The organism is Chromatiales bacterium (genome assembly GCA_020445605.1).
GTDB lineage: Bacteria > Pseudomonadota > Gammaproteobacteria > JAGRGH01 > JAGRGH01 > JAGRGH01.
In genome coordinates this window covers 170,964-194,117 of the sequence record JAGRGH010000031.1, presented here as the reverse complement: position 1 = coordinate 194,117, position 23,154 = coordinate 170,964, and the positions used below count along the sequence as shown (strand labels likewise).

The window sequence follows — 23,154 nt, the reverse complement described above, 5'->3', positions numbered from 1 at the left end:
TGCGATCGTACATCGAGTTCTACAACCGGGAGCGGTTGCACTCCGCGCTCGGTTACCGCTCACCGATCGAGTTTGAACGCCAGTGCAACTAACCAACGGGTGTCCACTTTTGCGTAGGAACTCCCCACCGTGGTGGTCCAGCGCGCCATGGTCGATGGCCCGCCGTGAGCTGCGCATAGGCTGTTATTCCACCTGATCCAGAACAGCGTGTTTTGCGCGTTTTGTCGGCGCCCCGGGGGAGCTTCGGCCATACGGGGCTCTGTGATCGCCGGGTTTGCACCGCGTCGTGGGGCTTTCGGTCAAGGCCTCAGGATGCTATTTTCCACCCTGCACGCGCGCCGCAACCCGACGATCGGGAAGTGCGATGGGCACCGGGCAATCCGGGAAGGACCCCGCGCCGGGCGCCGTTGGGATCAACACGGCAAATCTTAAGTTTTGCGATCCTGCCACGCGGCGTCGCGGTCTTTCAGATCAAAGGGGTCTTTCAATGTCACGGGTTCATTCAGGTTCACGGCTTTCGTCGTCGCTGTCCGGGGCAGTGTTCATCTCGCTGCTTACAGCCGGCACTCTGGCCCCCGCGCAGGTGCCTGGGGATTCGTTCGATGCCAGCGCGGGTACGATTAACTCCCCTACCTGCCAGTTCGGGGAGCCAACCTATACACCAAACGGCATCTTCACGGTCCAGATTCCCGGCGCCCTCGAAACAGGTGCGTGTCCGGGGACGACCTACGACATTACGGCTACGGCCGTCGTGGGCTCGGACCCTGTGGGCGGGACTCCCCCATTTGTGATTCCAAACTTTATCCTCGGCGCCACATCGGCGGGAAGTCCGTACCTGTTCATTAACGCCGGCGTGGGCACGTTCCTGATCAGCGTGCTTGAGACCGGTGCGTGTAATCCGACTGTGAATCCAGTGGTATTCCAGGTCGTCGTTCCTGACGCGGCGCAGGCATGCACCGAGCTGTCGCTGAGCAAATCGGGCGAATTCGTGGACACATCCGGAAATGGTCTGGCGGATCCCGGCGAACCGATCAACTATGTGCTGTCGGTCGCCAACACCGGGTCGACGACAACCCTGACGAACATCGTTGTGTCCGATCCGCTACTCGCGTCGGTGATCTGCCCGAGCGGCAATCCGATTCCTTCGCTGGTCCCCGGGGCCTCCGAAATCTGCACCGGCTCGCACGCGTTGACCGGCATGGACCTGATGCACTCTGCCGTGCACAACGTGGCGACCGCCACCGCAGACCAGGACAGCGCCCAGGCCGAGGCCTGGGTGGTGCTGCCCCGGCTGGTGCCAGCGTTGACGGTCATCGGCTTGGGTCTGACCGGTCTTGCACTGGGCGTGGTGGCTGCACGCCATCGCCGCCGCAGGAACTAGGCTACGAACCTGGCGACCGGGATTTGGCCCCGGTCGCCAGCTAACCCACGCCGGGTTCCGACGCGCCCCGCATTTGCGCAAACCAGACCGCATCGGAGCGGTGCGATGCGCTTCGTGCAGCGCGCGGAGCGGTCACCGTCTCCGCATTTCCGCGTGGGCCCTGCGCAGTGCCTAGTGGGATCGGGTGAATCAATGAGTTCGGTGCCGGCCGGCCGGGGTTCATTGCCGGCCTGCTAGTATTCAAGGAGGTATGCCCCGGCGAACCCGGGGTATGGCAGGGTTTTACGGGCCGGGCGTGCGTCGCGCGTGTGGTTCGCGCCATCAGCGGGGCAGACGCATGTACAGACCAGCGCCAAGTATCCATTCAGATTCCATTCGGATTCGGTCATTCGGCCGGCCTGTGTCGCGATTCGTAGCGATGCTTGCGCTCGGTCTGGCGGTGCTCGCGCCTCAGTTCGCTTCGGCCGATGACGACAAGGACGCGTTGGAACTTGCGCTCGGCGAGACTTCCACGAACCATTTAAGCCGCATCCCGATCGATGGCAAGGTCAAGGTTGAGAGTTCGAACCCTGATGTCGCGACGGGCGAGTGGGTCGAGGGTCGCAGTCCGCATCTGCTGATTCGCGCGATCGGCGAGGGGGAGGCGACCATCACCGTTTCCGGCAATGTGCGCAAGGTCGACCTTCGCGGTGGCCGGCTGGGCACCACGCCGTTCAACCACTTCACGGATGTGAAGGTCAGCGGCGAGACGGACAACCGCTCGCTGACGATGCACAAGCGTCAGTATCAGTTCGTCCGCATGCCCGAGGAATACCGGATCGTGAACGGTTCGGTCGAGGTGCTGCGGGGAGAGTCGATCGTTTCCGCCAAACAGAATTCCGCGGCCGGCCTGACGATTACCGCCAAGGACAAACTTGGTGATGCCGTTGTCGATGCCGTGGTGCTGAAAAAGACCGCGGGCGGTGGCACGCAGCGTGTGCGCCTTTCCATCTACGTTGATGTCGTTGAGGGCAAGGGCAAACGCCAACGGCCGGCGATCGCTCTGTTTGATCTGAAGATTCCGGTGCTGGGCATTGTGATCCTGAACCCGGACGGCACCTCGGCCACGCAGCCGCAGGTGCCGAAGAAGAAACAGGCGGATTCCGATTCAACGGACAACCGGCAGTCATCCGCCGGTCAGTGGGAACTCGAGGATGAAGACACGAAGGTCGCGATGGTTGGCTCGCACAACCTGACGGGACATGATGCGTTCGGCACCGGCATTCCCGGCAGTTCAACCGACATTGCGGTGCGCAGCCCGCAGCCGCCGCCCACGCTCTCCGCTCAGCCAGGAACTGGCGCGCATCCGAACACAGCGCCGATCGTTGTGAATGTACCGAACGTGCCGCAGATGCGCACGGTCGCTCCCGAGCCCGAAAACATCGCCCGGCGAATACCGCAGGACATGCCGCTGCGAGAGACGCAGCCCGACCCGTTGCTGTCGGCAACGCTGCGCACAATCCGGATCGGTATCCGCCATGGGGCCGGTTCAAGCGATATCTGCGCACTCATGGATTTTGTGGTGGCGGCGTCGCTGACGCGGGATTTCTTCGGCGGCCTTCTGACCTTGCAGCACACCGATCCCAGCGGTCGCGTGGAGCAGCAGACCATGAGAATTTCGCAGACCACGCAGGTGCTGATGATGCTCAGGATCTATGCCTACGGCCTGCATTATCTGCAGGTCATGAGCGTTGTCAGTTCGGCGGGTGTGCCGTTTGTTCTCGACGGAAATCTCAGCACGCAGATCAACGTGGGTGCAAACGAGCCTGACCGGCAACTCTGCCGCTGATCCAACGAGCGGGTTGACAATGGTAGGGTGCGCACGGCGCACCAAACAGTTGTATCTGGTGCGCGGTGCGCACCCTACATGGCTGACAATAGCGGGGTGCGTATCACGCACCATTGACCACGCCCAGACGTTCGTATCGGTGCGCGGTGCGCACCCTACATGGCTGACAATAGCGGGGTGCGTATCACGCACCATTGACCACGCCCAGACGTTCGTATCGGTGCGCGGTGCGCACACGACGCGGCCGACAATAGCGGGGTGCGTATCACGCACCATTGACCACGCCCAAACGTTCGTATCGGTGCGCCGTGCGCTCCCTACGCGGTTGACAATGGTAGGTTGCGTATCACGCACCATTGATCACACCCAAACGTTCGTATCGGTGCGCAGATCGATGTTGGTCCGGGCGAGCCGGATCGCCAGCTTTGCCGTTAGTGACCGGCGGGTTTCGCCACGGTGATGTTGTGGCAAAACGTCTCGGGCAGGCGCAGGCCCGCTAGAAGCCCGAACAGCGCAAAACCAAACGAAAGCCACAGACCACGCTGGAAGTCGCTCCACGTGTAGTGTCGCGCGCCGTCGATCAGCTCGCCGCTCCAGCCGAGATCGAGCATCCAGCCAAATGCGGGCTGCATGATCGCGGCGCCGAGAAAAAGCCCGGTATTCACGACCGCGATGGCCATGCCCGAGACACCGGGCGGTTGCACTTCCTTGGCCACGGCAAAGGTGAGCACAAACCCGCCGGCGGCAATGCCGAGCAGGGCATACAGGGCCAGTGCGAGCGGACCGGGTGCCCAGTCGAGCCATGCGAGCAGTGCCCAGGCGAGCGCGGACAGGGCGCCCGCTCCGACGATCAGCGGCTTGCGCCGGCCGATGGCGTCTGACAACAGTCCCGCCAGCAATGCGGTCACGGCGAAGCCGGCGAGCGTCACGGTGGTGTAGAGGCTGGCGTCGGTGCGCGACAGCCCGTGGACGTCGCGCATCAAGGGGATTCCCCAGAGCCCGGCAAACGCAAACATGTTTCCGATTACGCCGAGGTTGAACCAGAAGCCGGGCCAGGCCGCGCGGCGCGACAGCACTTCGCGCAGATCGCGCAGCCAGTGCTGTTCGCGTGGCGCGTGCGGCGGCAGGCCTTCGAGTTCGCGCGCGGAGGGCAGGCCGACATCCTGCGGGCGGTTGCGAACAAACATGGCCGTGAGCAGGGCGAGCACCAGCGAGATGACGCCCGCGCCAACAAACACGTCGCGCCATTCGAACTGCTGAAGCAGCAGGGCGAGCGGACCCGCGGCGAAGATCGCGCCGAGATTGCCGATCAGAATGGTCACGCCCGAGATCATTCCATAGCGTCGCTCGCTGAACCACAGCGTGTTGGCCTTCATCAGCCCGATGAAGATCACGGATACACCGAGCCCGACCAGAAATCGTCCGACCGAGGCGATGGTGAAGTCCGGCGCCAGGCCGAACACGATCGAGCCGGCGCCCGCAACGGCGGCACCGATCGTGACCACAACGCGCGGACCGAGCGTGTCCGCGAGCACGCCCGAGGGAATCTGCATGGCGGTGTAGACGTAGTAGTACATCGCCGCCAGCGAGCCGAGTGCGGCGCCGGTCGTCTGGAAGGCCGACATAAGGTCGGCGGCGACCGCACCGGGCGCCATACGGTGGAAGAACACGCCGACGTAGGACAGCACGAGCAGCGTGTAGATCGTCCAGCGCAGGCGTGCAAAGCGGCGCCGGACCGCGGGCGTGATCATTTCTTTGGACGTGCCCGCATGGCCGTGACGCTTTCGCCGCCGACGCCCCAGTTGTCGGTGTCGAGTTCGTCGATCGTCACGACCGTGGTCGCCTTGTTGCGGCCGAGAATGTCGTGGATCAGATCGGTCACGCCGCGAATCAGGGCGGCTTTCTGCTCGGCGCTGACGGGCGTGGCTTCACGCGTGATGCGGATGTTGACGTACGGCATGATGGTGCTCCGGCAGCGGATGCCACATTGCACCACAGATGGGCCGGTTCGTCAGTCTTCCGCCATCAGCGCGCGGATGGTTCCAAGGACTTCGGGGTGATCGTATTCACGCCCGCCGATCGCCCGGTAACGGATGCGGCCGTGCTTGTCGATGAGATACGTCGTCGGCAGTCCGCGCACCTGGTAGAGCTCGCTGACCGCGCTGTCCGGATCGAACAGGATCGGGAAGGTCGGATCGGTCGAAAGCTGGCCGACGTAGGCAAAGACGTGATCCGGGCTTTCGTACTCGTTGATCGCGATGACGGAAAACGGCCCGGCATTCAGCTCCTGGTGAACACGTTCCATCGAGGGCATTTCGCGTCGGCAGGGCGGGCACCACGTCGCCCAGAAATTCAGCAGGACGACCTTGCCACGGAAATCGGCCAGCGCCATCTCGCTGCCGTCCATGTCCTTGAGCCGGAACGCCGGGGCCTCGACAGGTGTCGCAACCGGCGACAGGGTGTGATCGAGCTTTTCGTCGGCCGTCGCGGACCCGAGCGTCAGCAACAGGGCCAGCGCAACGCCGAACCGGGAAAGACTAGCGGGCCGGCAGGTGCGCGGGCGGACACTCGACATCGTTGATAACGGCTTCATGACGTTGGCCCTCGACATGCCATACATAGTGAAAGTCGAACTTTGCGTCGCGCGGAAGCTGTACGGAGCTGAAGCCCTGAATCCAGTCATTCTTCTCGAACGTCACGTCGTCGGCGAGCATCAGCCACTTGAACGGTACGCCGGCCGCGGCCCAGTCCGCGATCCAGTCGGCCTTGGTCTTCAGCGGAACGTCCCGGCCGTCCGCGGTGCGCGCAAACCAGTCCGCGACGCGCATGTGGATGGCCTCGTCACTGACATTGCGCACGATGGTGCCGTAGTAGCAGTAGCGCCCCAGTTCGTCGAGCATCGCTTCGGTGAATCCCTTGGACCCGAATACCGCGCTGACGTAGTCGCCATGCAGTTGCACGAGTTCGATGCTGAATCCGTCCGCGACCTGCGTCCAGTTCCAAGTGTTCGTCTGGGTATTCAGACGGCGCTCCGCGCCAGTTGCCGAAACACAGGCGCCGGCGCACAGCAGCGCTGCTGTGACGCGGCGCGCGAACCGGTTTCGCGCGCGGGGAATCGGGAGGTGCGGTTCAGGCATGCGCCGGGAGTTTATCAGCTTCGTCCGTACCCAGGCCCGAGTCCGGCTCCTCGTCGAGCGCGCCCAGGGCATTGAAATCATCGAGGATGCAATACAGCGCCGGCACCAGGAACAACGCGGTCACCGTTGCGACCAGCAGACCGAATGCCAGGCTCACGGCCAGTGGGATCAGAATCTGCGCCTGGGTGCTGCGTTCGAGCAACAGCGGCATCAGGCCGGCGATCGTGGTGATCGACGTCAGCAGGATCGGCCGGAATCGGTCGCGCCCGGCCCGCTTCGCGGCATCCACGACCGTTGCGCCCGCAATACGCGCCTGGCGTATGAACACGACCAGCAAAATCGAATCGTTGACCACGACGCCGAACAGTGACGCCATCCCGACCATGCTCGGCATGGTCATGTCGAGCCCCATGAGCAGGTGGCCGAAGACAACGCCGATCAGCGACGTCGGTATCACGAGCATGACCGTGATCGGTGCGAGATACCCGCGAAACTGCAACGCCAGCAGCATGTAGACACCGAGCAGGCCGAGCAGGACGTTGCGGGCCATGGATTTGCCGGTCTGTGCGGATTCGGCGCTCTGGCCTTCGATGCCGATTTCGAGTCCCGGATAGCGCTCACGCAGCGAGTCGAAGACCTCGCGTTTCGCAAGGTTCAGCAGTTCCTGGGCATTGGCAATGTCGGCCTCGACCTCGCCCTGCACGCTGACGGTCCGTTGTCCATCGACACGCTGGATGCGTGCCCAGCCGCGCGCGGGCTCGAGCGAGACGACCACCGGAAGCGGAATGCGTGCGCCGCCGGGACCGGCAATGGTCAGCGCTGCAAGTGCGCCCGGATTCGATCGATCCGCGGCAGACAGACGAACATCGACCTCGTAGGTCTCCGCGCCGTTCGGAAACTCGTCGACGGTGATGCCCTGAAACGCCGCGCGGACCTGCTCGCTCACGCTGGCGGCGGTGACGCCGAGCACGCCTGCGTCCGGTTTCAGTCGCAGACGGATCTCCGGCTTGCCGGGCCGCAGATCATCGGACAGGTTCACGACGCCGCGGAAACTGCCGATCCACTCCTGCAGATCGAGCGCCGCGCGTTTCAGTGTTTCGAGGTCGCCACCGGACAGACGCAGGTCGATGGCGCGGCCGCCCGGTCCGATGGTCGGTTCCGTAACGTTGAGCGCAATCACGTCCGGCGGTGAACCGATCTCGTCGCGCCAGTGCGCCGCAAAATCGGCGAGTCGCGTTGCGCGGATCTCCGTGCTCAGCAGGTCAACGAGCACGCGCGCCACGTGCGGCCCGGTCTCATAGGCGTCCGGGTTTTCGCCGAAGATGACGGTGATGTGTTGCACGAGTGGCCGTCGGTCGGGCTGCAGCGGGTCGAATTCCGCCTGCGCCGTTCGCGCGGCCTGTTCGATGTGCCGGACCAGTGCTTCGGTGCGAGCCAGCGGGGTGCCTTGTGGCAGAAGCACGCGTGCCTCGAGCAGATCGCCCTCGATCTCCGGGAATCCGACGAATTTCAGCTTTCCAGATGCCGGCATCGCGACGGCGAGCACCGCGAGCATGAGCACGATCCCGAGCGTCAGATAGCGGTACTCGATGGCCGCGTCGAGCACGCGGCCGACGCCACGCTCGCGCAGCCGGTCGAAGGCCCGTTCGAATGCCGCTCGAAAGCCGGTTGCGCCCGCCGGCCTTTGATGCGCGAGGGAGTGACCGAGGTGGTTCGGCAGAATCAGAAAGGCCTCGGCGAGACTCACCGAGAGCACAAGAATCAGAACAACCGGCAGCACGCGCAGAACCTGACCGATCTCGCCGGTGATGAACGCCAGCGACCCGAACACGAGCACGGTCGTTGCAAACGACGACAGCACGCCCGGCAACACCTCCACCACGCCGTTGGTGGCCGCGGCCAGGGGTTTTTCGCCGCGCGCCAGTCGTGCTGCGACGTTTTCGGCGATCACGATGGCATCGTCCATGAGCAGGCCGATTCCGATCAGCAGCCCCACCATGGAGATCATGTTGACGGTGATGCCGAGCATGGGCAGCACGACCAGTGCGCCGAGGAACGACACGGGCAGACCCATCGTCACCCAGAAGCTGTAACGGAAGCTGAAAAACAGCCACAGGACCAGGAACACCAGCACCAGGCCCTGCGCGCCGTTGGTCACGAGCATGTCCAGGCGATCCTGCACGACCGAAGCGCGATCCTGGGTCAGTTCGAGCGTCAGTCCGGGTGGAGCACGCACGCGCTCGGCCGCGATGAACTGTTTGACCTCCTGGTAGACGTCCAGAACGTCCTGGCGCGGTGTCTTGCTGATATCCAGCAGCGCCGCGCGTCGCCCGTCGAAAAGGATCTTCGTGTTGTCGTCTTCGAACTGGTCGACGATCGTGGCGATGTCGCCGAGCCGGATCGCGCCGCCCGCGCTGCCCGAAATCACGACCAGATCGCGCAGCGCCTGAGTGGTCTTGCGCTGGTCGTCAAAACGCAGAAGGATCTCTTCGGTAGCGCCGTCGATCTGTCCTACGGGCGCAGTGACGCTGTTGCGCGCAATGGCGTTGCCGATGTCGCTGACTGACAGACCAAACTGCCGCAGGCGGGCGGCAGACAGTTCCACGCGCAACTGATGATCAGAGAAGCCGCGGACCGTGATGTCGGCGATGGTGCCGAGCGTGCGCATACGCGCCTTGAGATCCTCCGCGTAGGCCTTCAGCGCGACGGGGTCGTCGAGCCCCGTGACGGCGACCGAGATCACCTGGTCGGTGCGGCCGAGTTCGGCGACGACCGGCTGTTCGATGCCGGAGGGAAAGTCGTCGATCGCGTCGACCTCGGTCTTGATGTCATCGAGGAAGCGCACGATGTCCTCGCCTTCGTCCATGCGTGCCGTGGCGATCGCGATCGCCTCGCGCGCCTCGCAGCGTATTTCGCGCAGATGGGTGACGGTTTCAATGGCGTCCTCGAGGCGCCTGCACAACGCATCCTCGACATCTTCGGAAGTCGCGCCCGGATAGACAATCCGAACTTCGACGCGATCGGATTCCAGCCGCGGAAAGGTCTCGCGCTGCAAGGCCGAGACACTCACCAGTCCGAGAATCGCGATCGCCGCCATCAGCAGGTTCGAGGCGGTTTGGTGATGCGCGAACCAGCGGATCACGGGTTCAGACTCCGGCGGCGCGCGCGACTTCGGCGGCGGCCTCGGCATCCGGTTGCGGACGCAGCAGCATGCCCGGAACGGCTGGTACGAGGTCCGTCAGCACCACACGGTCGCCTGCGGTCAGTCCCGCTCCCACGACGGCCAGTGTCTCCTGATAGAACAGAACCTCGACCGATCGGCGCTCCAGACGGTCTTCGGCGTTCGCGATCAGCACCGCGCCATCACGCACGGCTGCACGCGGTATCAGCAGCCGGCCGGGCTGCACCCGGCCGCTGAGCCGGACTTCGACGAACATTCCCTTCGACAGCGGCGGTCGTTCGCCCGGAATGACCTTCTGCAGCGGGGCATCCACGGCAACCACCAGCCCGAGCGTGCGCGTGGTGGCGTCGACGCTGTCGGTGAAGCGTACGAACTCGGCATCCCACTGGGCGATGTGTCCGCCCATGTCGAGTCGCAGCACCGGGGAAAAACCGGCGAACTGTGTGAGCCGTTCGTTCAGTTGCTCCACGCTCCAGTCCGGACGCTCGCGGCCGACGAACAGCGTGCGCAGCTCGGCCAGGGGGAACTGCGCGACGACTTCGACACGCTCCACCGAATCGCCGCGAAACAGTGTCTGGCCCTTGCTCACGAACTGGTCGCGTTCGACGGCGAGCGCGGCGACCCGCAGGTTGAACGGTGCGCGGATCACGCAGCGCGAGAGATCCAGCTCGGCTTGGGCCACTTGCGTCTGCAATGAACGCCGCTGTATGGGGATCAGGCCAAGCGTATTGCGCAGGTTCTGCACGGCGTTCTGCACCGAAAGCACCGCGCGTTCTGCTTCGTCAGCACTGCTGCGCGAGGTCGTGCCCTGCTTGGCGAGACGTTGCTGGCGGTCACGCTCGGTCTCGGCGAGTTTGAGGCTGGCCTGCTCGAGCTCCAGCGACTTGCGCGCGTTGGTCTCCTGAACGTCCAGTTCGGTCAGTGCCGCCCGGGCCCGGGCGAGGGCGAGCTCATAGTCGGCCGGATCGATTTTCAGCAGCACGGTTTCCGCGGGCAGGACCTCGCCATCGCGGAGTTCCCGGTGCATCTCGACGATCTGGCCGCTGACCTGTGCGACGGCCGACCAGACCTGGGCCGGCGACACCGGCCCGTAACCAGTGGCGCGGGGAACGAGATCGCGGGGCTCGACGGACAGTACGCGCACGACCCGCGCCTGCTCGGCGACATCGACCCTGGCCGGTGGTTGTCGGCCCGAGACCATCCAGACCAGCGCCGCGATGCCGATGGCGACGGGCGGAAGGATCAGCAGGCGTTTCCAGCCCGGAGCGGGATTGGCGGACATCGGAAATTCCCCAGAAAATATGCGAAATCAGCGCTGATTGGCGGTGCTGCGGGTCGCTCAAGTATGGCGCAACCGGGGCGCCATTGTGTGGTGACATCAACTCTGCGGCACCCGCTCCACAGGCGCTGCATCCCGGGGCTGGGTCAAGTCGGCGCGACAGCGTTCGCGTTGCGCGATGGCCTTGCTATGCTGGCTTTACGCCGGCTCTGGCCGGGCCTGTCAGCGATCGTTGGAAGATGGCCATGTGGAAACCCGTGAGGGCGCAATGAGCACGTTCGACACGCCAATGAACCTGTTTACGCGCGTCGTGTTCGCGTTTGTGGCGGTCAATGCGCTGGCGGGCGCCGTCATCCTGATCGGTTTTCCGGATCGCACGGCCGAGTGGTTCTTCTGGACCATCACTCCGCCGATCAATGCGGCGCTGCTCGGTGCGCTGTATTTGAGTGGCGCGATCGTCGTGGGGCTGTTGACCTGGCGCGGGGTCTGGGAGCCCGCCCGGGTGCTGGTTCCGGTGCTGGTTCCGGCCGGTGTGGTGATCGCGATCATCACACTCGTGCATGTCGACAAGTTCACTGCCGGCATCAAACTCGTTTACTGGCTCGTGGTGTACATCGGTGCGCCATTGCTGGCGCTGGCGGTCTACTGGCTGCAGGAACGTCGGGGTGCGAACTGGCGGGTCAACACTCCCGTCACGAACGCAACCCGACGTACGGCCATCGTTGTCGGTGCTCTGATCTTCGCCGTTTGCACCGTGTTTTTGTTCTACCCGCGCGCAATCGTCGAGCACTGGCCGTGGCCGACCGGCGTGCTGATGGTGCGTGTGTTCACGATCTGGTTCGGGGTGTTCGGCGCCGGTCTGCTGTGGTTTGCCGTGGATCGCGAGTGGAGCCGATTGCGCCACATTGCGACGCTGATGATTGCCGCCGCCGTGCTGGATCTCATCGTGGTTGCGCTGCATCGCGACGCGATCACCGGCGATGCGCTGACGGTCGGGCTCTACCTGTCACACCTCGTCGCGTTTGCGCTCGTCGGCGCGCTGATGCATTTCTGGCAGCGAAGCGCGGCGGTCCGCACTCGCTGACCGGGAAGCCGAGCTGTCGATGGTACCGGGTTCCCGCTATTCGTCGAGCGGGTCAAGGATGACGTAGCACTGCGGGGACAGCAGGGCACGCACGCGCAGGATCGAACGCACGCGCAGTCCGGCCGCGGCCGCTTCCGCTTCGAGCTGGCCGCGTGTGATCGGTATGCGGTCGGCAGGCCGTTTGCCCTTGATGCGGTTTTTCAGATCGAAGCTCAGCCAGCTAAGCGGCGTGCGAAGGAAATAGAACGCCACGATTGGCCCGCGGCTTACCCGTCGCAATTCACGCAGCACCTGCGTGCGCAGTCCGGCACTGCGGTAGTGGTGCAGAAGGCGGTTACAGAGCACTGCGTCGAACACCCCGTCGGGTAGCCCTGTCGCCAGCACGTCGCGCACGCTGAACTGGATCGAGCCCACGCCATGTTCGGCCGCGATCCGGCGTGTGACCTCGACCATGTCCGCGGCCGCATCCGCGGCCTCGACCGCGTAGCCTTGCCCCGCCAGTGCGATCGCGGCCCGTCCGGCCCCGCAGGGCAGATCGAGCACCTGGCTGCCGGCGGGCAGGTCCGAAAACGCATGCAGGATCAGCGCGAGTTCGCGCCGGTTTCGCCAGTCCTTCGCCCCGTGCCGGGTGGCATATCGCGAGGCCGCTGCTGGCGAGGCAAATCGCTGGCGGGTGAGTTCGTAGTCGTGCTGCGCGGTGGTCGGCGATGGTCGGCGGGTCCGTAGGCCTGATGCGCCGCCCGCATGGCTCGCCGGTTGCGTCGCTGGCAATCGCCAGCCGGTCCCGGGTACGGAGTGCAGTTTCGATTCCATGGATGCCAAGCATCCGCCTCGACACTTAACCCGGACTTAAGCCAGGGGGGCTGTAATTGCGGTCATCGAATGGTCGACTTCCCGGGTTCCGTTGTGTCCATAGCCACTCTGCGCGCTGTCAGACTCGAATCCTTTGCCGGCATCCTGTCCGAACGGGCGCTGTGGATGTGGCCGACGATTGCTTTTGTCACGGCCTTTGCGTTGCTTCAGCTCGGCGGGCTGGACCGGGTCGTCGCGCACTGGCTCGCCGATGGGCCCGGCGGGGGATTTCCCCTGCGGCATTTCTTCTGGACGCAAACCGTTCTCCACGATGGCGGACGCCTGATCATGCAGATTCTGGCTGGCGGGCTGCTGTTGCTCTGGGCGGCGTCACACCGCGCCGCGCGGCTCGCGCCCTATCGGTCGACATTCGCCTATACGGTGCTTGCGGTTGCGCTCAGTGTGTTGAGCGTGAACATTGGCAAGCACATCTCGGGCCTGGACTGTCCGTGGTCGGTGGATGAGTTCGGCGGCGACAGGCCCCATTTCACGCTGTTCGATGCCCGCCCGGTGGATCTTGCGCCTGGGCACTGCTTTCCCGGCGGACACAGTTCGGCGGGATTCGCGCTCTTCGCACTGTTTTTTGCCGTGCGGCGACATCGCCCGGGACGCGCGCGGCGCGCGCTTCTGGCACCGCTGGTGATCGGCGGTGTTTTCGCACTTACACAGTGGGTCCGCGGAGCGCATTTCGTTTCGCACGACCTGACGACGGCCTGGCTGTGCTGGATGATCGCCTGGGCCACGGATGCGTGGACCCTGCGCCGGCGATTGCCCGGGCCCGCCTTCTCGCGAGGAGTCGCCCGGACGCCAGCGCGCCGCCGGTGACGGAACCAGACGAAATGGCCCGGCGCAATGCGCCCGGTCATGGAATTGTCCGGGGCCGTGACAGTATCATGTCAGGCGCTGATGACCGAGTCATTGGCAGTCGCCTGTTTCCACTTCGACCCGATTGCTGCACTTTTGCAGCGCGGCGGCCTCTCCCGGGGCGGCGTTTCCAGATCGTCGGGCCGGCCCTGACACCGACTGCCGTGTCGTGTGTCGTGCCGCGGCGTCCACACCGGCGGTCCGCGGTTCAGGCGTTTTCGCTGTAATTCTTCCCTGCGGATCATCCCGTTCCAGAACTGAACATGTCCAGGTTTACGGCCCCCGGCGCGCTGCGCTGGATGCTGCCCTTCATGGAGTGGCTGCCCGGCGTGCGCCGGGCCGACCTCAAGGCGGACGCGCTCGCCGCGCTGACCGGCGCGATCGTCGTGCTGCCGCAGGGCGTTGCGTTCGCGACCATCGCCGGCATGCCGCCGGAGTACGGCCTGTACGCGGGCATCGTGCCCGCGATCGTCGCCGCGCTGTTCGGCTCGTCGCGACATCTGGTGTCGGGCCCGACGACCGCCGCGTCGGTCGTGCTGTTCTCGTCACTGTCCGTACTGGCGGTGCCGGCCTCGCCGGAATATGTCGCGCTGGCGCTCACGCTCACCTTCATGGTGGGCGTGCTGGAATTGGCGCTGGGGTTCGCCCGGCTCGGCGCGCTGGTGAATTTCATCTCGCACTCGGTCGTGGTGGGGTTCACGGCCGGGGCCGCCATCCTGATTGCGGTCAAGCAGCTCAAGCATTTCTTCGGCATCGAGATGGACAGCGGCGGGCATTTTCACGACATCCTGCGGGTGTTCTGGGAGCATGTCGGCGAGACGAACTGGGCCGCGGCCACCGTGGCCACGGCGACGCTGGCAACCGGCATCGCGTTCAAGCGCTGGGTGCCGCGGGTGCCGTATATGATCGCCGCGATGCTGGCCGGCGGCATCCTCGCGGCGATCCTCGAGGCTGTGCTCGGACCCGGCCATCAGACGATCGCCACGGTCGGTGCCCTGCCGGCGAGCCTGCCGCCGCTGTCTTCGCCGACCTTTACGCTCGATGCCATCAAGCATCTGGCGCCGACCGCGCTGGCCGTGACGCTGTTCGCACTGACCGAGGCGGTCTCGATCGGCCGTGCGCTTGCTGCGCGTGGCGGTTACCGCATCGACGGCAATCAGGAGTTCATCGGCCAGGGGCTTTCCAACGTCGCGGGCTCGTTCTTCTCGGGCTATGTCGCGACCGGCTCGTTCAACCGCAGCGGCCTGAATTTCGAGTCGGGCGCGCGCACACCGCTGGCCGCGGTCATGGCCGGCCTGCTGCTAATGATCATCGTGCTGCTGGTGGCTCCGCTGGCGAGTCATCTTCCGAAGGCGGCAATGGCCGGCGTGCTGTTTCTGGTGGCATGGGGATTGATCGACTTTCGCGAGATCCGCCACATCCTGCATGCCTCGCGGCGGGAGACCGGCGTGCTCGCGGTCACCTTCCTTTCGGCGCTGTTTCTCGAACTGGAATTCGCGATCTTCGCCGGCGTTCTGCTGTCGCTGGTCCTGTACCTCGAGCGGGTCTCCAAGCCGCGCATCTTCACGCGCACGCCTGACCCGCGCCTGCCGAACCGCGCGTTCTCGAGCGATCCCGACCTGCCGCAATGTCCGCAACTGCGTTTCGTGCGGATCGATGGCTCTATCTTCTTTGGTTCCGCCGGTCACGTCGAGCGCTACTTCGATCGCCTTCGGGCCGAGAACCCCGCGCAAAAGCACCTTGCCGTGGTGGCCGACGGCATCAACTTCGTCGACTTGCAGGGCGGGGCGGTGCTCGCGGGCGAAGCCAAGCGGCGATTGCGAGACGGTGGCTTCTATCTGGTCGGCGTCAAGGAAGACCTCTGGGAATCGCTCGAGAGCTGCGGCTGCATGGACGCGACCGGTGCGCGCAATGTGTTCCAGTCAAAGACCGCGGCGATACACGGCATCTTCCAGAAGCTCGACCGCAAGGTCTGCGAGGCCTGCGACAAGCGGATCTTCCTCGAATGCCGGCGCTAGTCGAGAGGCTGTCGTCGCCCGCGCACTCACGCGCGCAGCTGTCACTTCGGTCCGAGACGCTGATCATCATCGTCGCCGTCTTTCTGGCGGCGTTTACGAACCTCGCATTCTTCCGCAATGCCCATCGGGCGTTTCGCGACGACCCGCAGCTGTGGCTGCACCTCGCGTCCGTGGCGGCGGTGCTCGGCTGCGCGTTGGTGCTGCTGCTTGCGATCACGGCGATCGGGCGTGCGTTGCGCCCCGTGCTGACCCTGCTTCTGCTGGTGGCCGCCGTCAGCGCCTATTTCATGGACACCTACAACGTCTTCGTCGGCGACGGGATGATCCAGAACATCCTGGAGACCAACTATCAGGAAACGCTGGATGTCCTGACGCCCCGCCTGTTTGCCTACGTGACGGTGCTGGGCTTGTTGCCGGCGTGGTTTGTCTGGCGAACGCCCGTGCATTGCGCACCCGGCTGGCGGCATCGGCTGCGGCGGCGGATGCTGCTGATTGCCGCGGCGCTCGCAACCGCGGTCGCCGTCGTGCTGCCGTTGGGCGATTTTTACCGGTCGCTTGTCCATGAACACGGCCGGCTGCGTTTCTACACGAACCCGCTCACGCCGGTATCGAGCGCTCTTCGGTATCTGAGCGGCCCGCGTCGTGCGCGCGCGGCCGACGCACCGCTGATCGCCGTAGGTCGCGATGTGCGCGCGCCGGCCGTCGATGAACGTCGCGAACTGCTGGTGCTCGTCGTCGGTGAAACGGCGCGCGCTGACCGCTTCGGCATCAACGACTATGCGCGCGATACCACGCCGGAACTCGCAAGGCGCGACGTCGTGAGTTTCACGAATGTGCATGCCTGTGGCACTTCGACGGCGGTTTCCGTGCCGTGCATGTTCTCGGGGCTCGGGCAGCGCAACTATGACGCCGAACTCGCTGCGAATCGCGAGAATCTGCTCGATGTGCTCAAACATGCGGGCGTCGCCGTGCTCTGGCGCGACAACAACTCGGACTCGAAGGGGGTCGCGGATCGAGTCGAATTTCAGAGCTTTCGCGAGCCGGACGTGAACCCGGTCTGCGACGTGGAGTGTCGCGACGAGGGCATGCTGCACGAGCTGGACCAGTGGGTCGATGCGCAGGGCGGCCAGGATGTTCTGATCGTGCTGCATTCGATGGGCAGTCACGGTCCGGCCTATTACAAGCGCTATCCGCCGGCGTTCGAACGATTCACGCCGGTTTGTGAAACCAATCAGCTGGACGAGTGCAGTAACGGACAGATCGGGAATACCTACGACAACACGATTGCGTACACCGATCATTTCCTGGCGCAGGTGATCGATTGGCTGAAGCCGAAGTCCGATCGATTCGAAACCGCCATGCTGTACCTCAGTGACCACGGCGAGTCGCTTGGTGAGAATGGCGTGTATCTGCACGGTCTGCCGTTCGAGTTTGCGCCCCAAGCCCAGACCCGCGTCCCGGCGATCCTGTGGCTGGGCCCGTCGGTGGATGGCGTGGATGCCGCGGCTGTACGGGCCGCGCGCCACGAGCCTTATTCACACGATTCCCTGTTCCACACCGTGCTCGGCTTCTTCGAACTCGACACCAGCGTATACGAGCCGAAGCTCGACATGCTGCGCTATGCCGACGACGAACCGACACGCGCGCATCTGCGCGAGATGCGTCAGGCCATGGCCGGCGCACCATGACGGTGCTCCAGATCCGCCGCATGATGACCTGCCAGCTGCATGATCTGGAACGCCAACAGAGTGCGGGTTTCGCCCATTATCCACGCGCGTACGGTCCCGACCTGATGGTTTTTCATGGGCCGGACGGCGCAGTGAAACGCTCGCGATTGTCCGTCAGCGCGCTCCATGGGTTCCGATCGAGGGGCGGCGCGATTCAGGACATCCTCCGGGAAATCGGCGGCACCGTATGTGTGGCCTTCGACAGGTGGATCGTTCTCGAATGCTGACACCAGACCGTCATCCGCCCTCACGTGCGCGCCGCCGCACGCGGCTGTCACTGCGGCCCGAGACGCTCATTATCGTCACCGCCGTTTTCCTGACGGCGTTCGCGAACTTTGCGTTCTTCCGCAATGCGCGTCAGGCGTTCAACGACGACCCGCAGCTGTGGCTGCACCTCGCATCCATGGCGGTGGTGCTCGGCTGCGCGCTGGTGCTTCTATTTGCGATCGCCGGGATCGGGCGTGCCTTGCGTCCCATGCTGACGCTGTTCCTGTTTCTGGCGGCAAGCAGCGCCTATTACATGGATACCTACAACGTCATCATCGGCGATTCGATGATCCAGAACATCCTGGAGACCAACTACCAGGAAACGCTGGATCTCCTCACGCCGCGACTGTTCGTATACGTCGTGCTGCTTGCAGTGCTGCCAGCGCTGTTCGTATGGCGGGTCTCGCTGGATCGCGCGCCGAACTGGCGACGTGGGCTGGTGCGCAGAATTTTGCTGATCGTTGGAGCGCTGTTGACCGCGGTGGTGGCCGCGCTGCCAATGTCGAATTTCTATGCGTCGTTTATCCGTGAGCACAAGGAGCTGCGCTACTACTCGAACCCGACCACTCCGGTGCACAGCGTGTACCGCCATCTGCGCGGGCTGAAGCATGCGCGTGATCCAAACCAGCTGCTGGTCGCCGTCGGAAGCGATGCCGAGCGTCCGGCCGTGGACGAAGATCGCGAACTGCTGGTGCTCGTCGTCGGCGAAACGGCGCGCGCCGACCGCTTCGGCATCAACGGCTATGCGCGCGATACCACTCCTGAACTCGGGAAGCTCGACATCGTGAGTTTCACGAATGTGCACGCCTGCGGCACCTCGACGGCGGTTTCCGTGCCGTGCATGTTCTCGGGGCTTGGACGGCGCAACTATGACGCCGAGGTGGCCGGAAATCGCGAGAATCTCCTCGATGTGCTGGAGAATGCGGGGGTCTCCGTGCTCTGGCGTGACAATAACTCAAGTTCGAAAGGCGTTGCCGACCGCGTCGAGTTCCAGGATTTCCGCAAGCCGGAAGTCAATCCGGTCTGCGATGTCGAATGTCGCGACGAGGGCATGTTGCACGAACTGGACCAGTGGGTCGATGCGCAGGGCAGTCGGGACCTGCTCGTTGTATTGCACTCGATGGGTAGTCACGGGCCGGCCTATTACAAGCGCTATCCGCCGGCGTTCAAGCGGTTCACTCCAGAATGTGAAACCAGTCAGCTCGATGAATGTACCGATGAGCAGATCGGCAATACCTACGACAACACGATCGCGTACACGGATCATTTCCTGGCGCAGGTGATCGACTGGTTGAAATCGAAATCCGAAGGTTTCGAGACCGCCATGCTGTATTTCAGCGACCACGGCGAGTCGCTCGGCGAATACGGTGTCTATCTGCACGGTCTGCCGTATCAGTTCGCGCCGGAGACCCAGACCCACGTCCCGGCGATCCTGTGGCTGGGTCCGTCGCTGGATGGTGTCGACCTTGCCGCCGTGCGGGCGGCCCGGGATGCGCCGTACACGCACGACTCGCTGTTCCACACGGTCCTCGGTTTCTTTGAACTCGACACCGGCGTCTACGACCCGAAGGTCGACATGCTGCGTTACAATGACAGGGAGCCCGCGCGCGCGCATTTGCTCGAGAAGCGGCAGGCCGTAACCGGCGCACCATAAGCGTGTACTGGCAGGCTTTTGAGCCGAGAATCCCAAAAGTCTTGCCGCTCGGTCGCAGGACGTTCTTCCAGTTGCATGATCTGGAACAATCCCTGAGCGCAAACTCAGGGTAGGATTCTCGCGGGTGCCGCCACCGCCAGGCGGTTTTTGCTCGATCCGGGGGGAAACACAGTGAAAGGCTCTACGTTGAAATACGGGGTGCTAGCCGCAGCGCTGATGGGGGCTGTGGCTGGTGTTCAGGCAGCCGGAATACCCGAGTTCGAGCCGAATGACACCGCTGCTACGGCCCAGAACGTCGACGGCAATTTCACGCTGGATGCCGACGCGAACATCACGGACTCGACGACGGTCCCGCACGTGTCGGTATCGGCCACGGGCGACAGCACCAACGATTTCTACCGGTTCACCTCGGCTGCGGGTGGACGCGTGATCGTGGACATCGACGCCAATAGCTTCGACAGCGAAATCGGCATCTGGGATGCAGGAGGAACCCTGCTGTCGAATAACGATGACAACGCCGGTGATCCCGGGAGCAACGGGTTTGCGTCGTACCTCGATATCAACCTGCTGGGCCCGGGGGTCTATACGGTCGGTGTGTGCCAGTTCAACTGTGAGTTTGGTAACAGTTTTGCCATCACTGGAAACCCCGTGCCGGACGGCGCCTCATATACGCTGCACGTATCCCATGTCACGGCAAACATCGTGTATGAAGAGCGAGCCGTGCCGGCGTTGGGGCTTTCGGGGCTTGCGCTGCTCGCCGGTGCGCTCGGTGTGGCCGGCTTTGTGCGCGCACGGCGCCGCGACTGATCGCCGATCCGTTACGGCCCGCACCAAGGCCGCCGCCCGCGAGGGCCGCGGCCTTTTTCATGCGCGGCGCCTACGGACAGCCGTTTACTTGCCGGGCGCGGTGCCTGACGGTCAGTCCGCCGGGCCGGCCGTCGCGCCATCGTCACGCCGGTGCACGCGAACCTGATTGCGTCCGCCGCGCTTCGCGGCATACAGCTCGCTGTCGGCTGCGTGCAGAAAATCGCCGGCAGTGTCACCCGGCGTCGGGACCCAGGCCGCGATGCCGATGCTGAGCGTCAGCTGATCGCTGACCCGCGAGCCGTGATGCTCGATGTCGAGTTCCGCCATGCGGGCCTGCACTTCGCGGGCAACGTCCTGCGCAGCTTCGGCATCCGTATTCGGCACGACCAGGCAGAACTCCTCGCCGCCGTAGCGTGCGACGATGTCCGTGCGGCGTTTGAAGGTGGACACCAGCATCGCGGACAGCGCCTGCAGGCATTCATCACCGCGGATGTGGCCGTACTCGTCGTTGTATTCTTTGAAGAAGTCGATATCCAGCATCAGCACTGCGAGCGGCAGGCCGTGGCGGGTGGCGGCGACCAGCTCATGTTCAAGCAGTTCATCGAGATGCCTGCGGTTCGCGAGTCCGGTGAGTCCATCGCGCGTGGAAAGCGCCGTGAGCTTCTCGTTGGATTCGGTCAGAGTGGCGAGCAGATCGGCGTTTTCGAGCCGCACGCGAATCGTTTCCACAAGCGTCTTGTAGTACCAGTTGAACAACGTCAGCAGCACCAGCAGGTAAACGAGCCCGTAGAAGAACAGGTACAGGTGAAACGCGTCGCCCAGCAGCAGACACAGAACCATTGGCAGGCCGAGTTTCGGCGCCAGATAGACGAGAAACGCGCTCCAGCTCGAGGAGTACGAAACCATCGCGCCCGGAATGACCGTCACGGCCACGGACACCACGGCGAGCTGCAGAAACTCGGAGAGCTGCGGCATGAACCACACGAGGCCCGCGCCGTAGGCGATTCCGACCAGGGCGGACCCCACTACAAACAGACGTGACAGCCGATTCCAGTCGAGCGCCTCGCGCGGCGTGCGGCGCACCACCTGGATGTGTACATAACGCCCGATGTTGATCAGCATCAGGGCGGCGAACCACAGGCCCGAAGCGGTCACGCCGACGGTTTCGAAGGTCAGCCAGAACAGGATCCCGCCGGGGATGGCATGCAGCACGGGGCGCAGCGGAGAGCTGAAGTACAGAAGCTCCGTCTGCGCGATGCGCACGCGGCTGGACAGTGGCGAATGGGTCACGCGATCGGGTCCGGATGTCGCAGGCGGTTGGTTCGTGGCGTCGAGAAAAAGGACATCGCTGCGAGCCATTGAAGCATGTTTCAGGCGACTCGGCCGGACCTAGTGTCCTGTCCCGCAATGATCTGTCATTTCTGAGGGTTCCTACGGTTCGAGGGCAAGGCGCGTCGTGAAGGCAATGGTCATTCCATTGGCAAGCGGCGCAACACAGCCCTCGAACCGTAGGGGCCCTCCCTGCGGGCGCGGCTGAGCAGGGCTGACTCAGCGTTGGCGATCCTGTCCATAGCTCGGCCGTCTTGATTCAGCCCTGCTCAGCCACGCAGAAACGATAGATAATTGTGGGACAGGACACTAGCCGGGCAAGACCAAGGTCGCGACGCTGCCGCCGGTCGGTGCCGTTTCGAGCGTGACGCTGCCTGCGTGCAGCGCAACGATCTCGCGCACGAAGGTCAGGCCCAGGCCCGTGCCCTTGCGTCCGCCCGGGCGGGGCAGGGAGAAGAAGCGTTCGAAGACCTTCTCGCGCGCATAGGCCGGAATGCCCGGGCCGCGGTCGGTGATGCGCAGCCGCGAGCCGCCCGGTGCGGATTGGAGATCGACCTGCACGCTCGATTCGGCCGGTGAAAACTCGATCGCGTTCTTCAGCAGGTTCGTGACGGCCTGACGCAGCAGAAACGCATCGCCGCGCGTGCTCAGGCCCGGGTTGTCGTGCAGTTCGATTGCGACTTCGCCCGCCAGCGCAACCGGGCGCAGGTCTTCGACGACCCCGGCCACCAGCGCGTTCAGATCGACCGGCTCGACCCGTTCCAGCGCGCCCCGGCTTTCGATCGCCGCGAGGTCCAGAAGCCGGTCGACGATGTCACCGAGCCTGCGGACCTGATCGCGGATGTTCGCCAGAAAGCGGCGCCGGTCGGCCTCGGACATGTCCTCGTCGAGCAGTTCGGCGGCACCCTGAATCGCGGCCAGCGGGCTTTTCAGCTCGTGGGTCAGGGCCTGCACGTAATGCTCGACATAGGCCTTGCCGTCGAGTGCCTTGCGCATGGACTCGATGGCGGCGCCGACCTGGCCGATCTCGTTGTTGCCCAGCGCGGGCAGGGCAGTGCGCTGACCGGCGCCGGTTGCGGCGGCATAGGTGTGCAGCCGGGCGAGCGGGCGGCTGACCCATAGATAGATGATCGCTGCGACCAGGATCGCCGTCGCCGCCGCGAACAGCCCGGCGAGCGCGAGTTCATCGACGGACTGATCCAGAAACCTTTCCGCGCTGCGGGTCGGCTTGCCCACGCTGACTGCGCCGACGATCACATCGCCGCTGGTGATCGGCGCGGCGACGTACATGGTCGAGCCGTCCGGGAACAGCGGGTCGCCGTCGGTCGTACGTGCACCGTATTCGCCGCGCAGGGTCAGGCGCACGTCGCGCCACTGCGAATAGTCCGCGCCGGTGTCGCGACCCGTGGAATCGAACAGCACGCGGCCGCCCGCATCGGTCACGTAGACGCGGATGTCGACTTCGGTCTTTTCCAGGGCATAGATGCGCGCGGCGAGCCGGCGCACCGCGAGCCGGTCGAACGCGCGCGTGAGCAGGGCGGTGTCCGGAGCGGCCTGTCCCTTCGGGTCGAGCAGGCCCTGTTCGACGATCATGACCGCGAGCAGGTTGGCCAGATCCACCAGCGGATCTTCCTGCGCCTGGAGGTAATTCGGCCGCAGTTCGTTCTGCATCCAGTGCACCAGACCGAACACACCGGCGGCCGTGACCAGCACGAAGACGACGAAGATGCGGGTGCGGATCTTCAT

At 64.5% G+C, this 23,154-nt stretch carries 19 protein-coding genes; 10 read left to right on the top strand and 9 right to left on the bottom strand.

The window, feature by feature from the left end:
- The 3 genes from KDG50_05855 to KDG50_05845 all read left to right on the top strand — a co-directional run.
- On the top strand, positions 1 to 92 hold a 92-nt coding region (locus tag KDG50_05855; protein ID MCB1864934.1), incomplete at its 5' end, for an IS3 family transposase.
- 446 nt (positions 93 to 538) lie between these two features.
- On the top strand, positions 539 to 1,381 hold the full coding sequence (locus tag KDG50_05850) for a hypothetical protein (protein ID MCB1864933.1): 843 nt from the start codon (positions 539 to 541) through the stop codon (positions 1,379 to 1,381).
- Positions 1,382 to 1,781: 400 nt separating this feature from the next.
- On the top strand, positions 1,782 to 3,209 hold the full coding sequence (locus tag KDG50_05845; GenBank protein ID MCB1864932.1) for a hypothetical protein: 1,428 nt from the start codon (positions 1,782 to 1,784) through the stop codon (positions 3,207 to 3,209).
- Positions 3,210 to 3,640: 431 nt separating this feature from the next.
- Here KDG50_05845 and KDG50_05840 read toward each other — a convergent pair whose 3' ends face one another.
- The 6 genes from KDG50_05840 to KDG50_05815 are packed head-to-tail and all read right to left on the bottom strand — an operon-like array spanning position 3,641 to position 10,809.
- The gene (locus KDG50_05840) at positions 3,641 to 4,960 is read right to left on the bottom strand and encodes an MFS transporter (GenBank protein MCB1864931.1); all 1,320 of its coding nucleotides are present in this window, start codon (positions 4,958 to 4,960) and stop codon (positions 3,641 to 3,643) included.
- Entirely contained in the window at positions 4,957 to 5,169 is a 213-nt protein-coding gene (locus KDG50_05835; protein MCB1864930.1) for a 4-oxalocrotonate tautomerase family protein, read from the bottom strand. The genes KDG50_05840 and KDG50_05835 overlap by 4 nt, the downstream gene beginning before the upstream one ends.
- A 51-nt stretch (positions 5,170 to 5,220) precedes the next feature.
- On the bottom strand, positions 5,221 to 5,784 hold the full coding sequence (locus KDG50_05830; protein MCB1864929.1) for a TlpA family protein disulfide reductase: 564 nt from the start codon (positions 5,782 to 5,784) through the stop codon (positions 5,221 to 5,223).
- Entirely contained in the window at positions 5,747 to 6,346 is a 600-nt protein-coding gene (locus KDG50_05825; GenBank protein MCB1864928.1) for a hypothetical protein, read from the bottom strand. Before KDG50_05825 ends, KDG50_05830 begins: the two co-directional genes overlap by 38 nt.
- Positions 6,339 to 9,488 (bottom strand): efflux RND transporter permease subunit, encoded by a 3,150-nt coding sequence (locus tag KDG50_05820; GenBank protein MCB1864927.1) that lies wholly within the window; start codon positions 9,486 to 9,488, stop codon positions 6,339 to 6,341. Before KDG50_05820 ends, KDG50_05825 begins: the two co-directional genes overlap by 8 nt.
- Before the next feature lie 4 nt (positions 9,489 to 9,492).
- Positions 9,493 to 10,809 (bottom strand): efflux RND transporter periplasmic adaptor subunit, encoded by a 1,317-nt coding sequence (locus KDG50_05815; GenBank protein ID MCB1864926.1) that lies wholly within the window; start codon positions 10,807 to 10,809, stop codon positions 9,493 to 9,495.
- Between the two features lie 265 nt (positions 10,810 to 11,074).
- On the opposite strand from KDG50_05815, the gene KDG50_05810 reads away from it, so the two are divergent.
- Positions 11,075 to 11,890: a hypothetical protein gene (locus KDG50_05810; GenBank protein ID MCB1864925.1), complete on the top strand. Its 816-nt coding sequence runs from the start codon at positions 11,075 to 11,077 to the stop codon at positions 11,888 to 11,890.
- 36 nt (positions 11,891 to 11,926) lie between these two features.
- Here the strand turns inward: KDG50_05810 and KDG50_05805 are convergent, their stop codons facing one another.
- The gene (locus tag KDG50_05805) at positions 11,927 to 12,703 is read right to left on the bottom strand and encodes a class I SAM-dependent methyltransferase (GenBank protein MCB1864924.1); all 777 of its coding nucleotides are present in this window, start codon (positions 12,701 to 12,703) and stop codon (positions 11,927 to 11,929) included.
- Between the two features lie 93 nt (positions 12,704 to 12,796).
- Between KDG50_05805 and KDG50_05800 the strand changes: the two genes are divergently transcribed.
- The 6 genes from KDG50_05800 to KDG50_05775 all read left to right on the top strand — a co-directional run bounded on the left by KDG50_05800 (position 12,797) and on the right by KDG50_05775 (position 20,079).
- The gene (locus KDG50_05800; GenBank protein ID MCB1864923.1) at positions 12,797 to 13,567 is read left to right on the top strand and encodes a phosphatase PAP2 family protein; all 771 of its coding nucleotides are present in this window, start codon (positions 12,797 to 12,799) and stop codon (positions 13,565 to 13,567) included.
- 302 nt (positions 13,568 to 13,869) lie between these two features.
- Positions 13,870 to 15,624: a SulP family inorganic anion transporter gene (locus tag KDG50_05795; GenBank protein ID MCB1864922.1), complete on the top strand. Its 1,755-nt coding sequence runs from the start codon at positions 13,870 to 13,872 to the stop codon at positions 15,622 to 15,624.
- Entirely contained in the window at positions 15,612 to 17,312 is a 1,701-nt protein-coding gene (locus tag KDG50_05790; protein MCB1864921.1) for a phosphoethanolamine--lipid A transferase, read from the top strand. The genes KDG50_05795 and KDG50_05790 overlap by 13 nt, the downstream gene beginning before the upstream one ends.
- Positions 17,309 to 17,578, top strand: a complete 270-nt coding sequence (locus KDG50_05785) for a hypothetical protein (GenBank protein MCB1864920.1) — start codon at positions 17,309 to 17,311, stop codon at positions 17,576 to 17,578. Before KDG50_05790 ends, KDG50_05785 begins: the two co-directional genes overlap by 4 nt.
- Positions 17,572 to 19,272, top strand: coding sequence for a phosphoethanolamine--lipid A transferase (locus KDG50_05780; protein MCB1864919.1), 1,701 nt, complete (start codon positions 17,572 to 17,574; stop codon positions 19,270 to 19,272). The genes KDG50_05785 and KDG50_05780 overlap by 7 nt, the downstream gene beginning before the upstream one ends.
- A 147-nt stretch (positions 19,273 to 19,419) precedes the next feature.
- Positions 19,420 to 20,079 (top strand): PPC domain-containing protein, encoded by a 660-nt coding sequence (locus tag KDG50_05775; protein ID MCB1864918.1) that lies wholly within the window; start codon positions 19,420 to 19,422, stop codon positions 20,077 to 20,079.
- Between the two features lie 111 nt (positions 20,080 to 20,190).
- Here the strand turns inward: KDG50_05775 and KDG50_05770 are convergent, their stop codons facing one another.
- A complete protein-coding gene (locus KDG50_05770; protein MCB1864917.1) occupies positions 20,191 to 21,369 on the bottom strand; it encodes a GGDEF domain-containing protein in 1,179 nt (392 codons plus the stop codon).
- 348 nt (positions 21,370 to 21,717) lie between these two features.
- Complete coding sequence (gene creC, locus KDG50_05765; protein ID MCB1864916.1) at positions 21,718 to 23,154, bottom strand: two-component system sensor histidine kinase CreC; 1,437 nt, start codon at positions 23,152 to 23,154, stop codon at positions 21,718 to 21,720.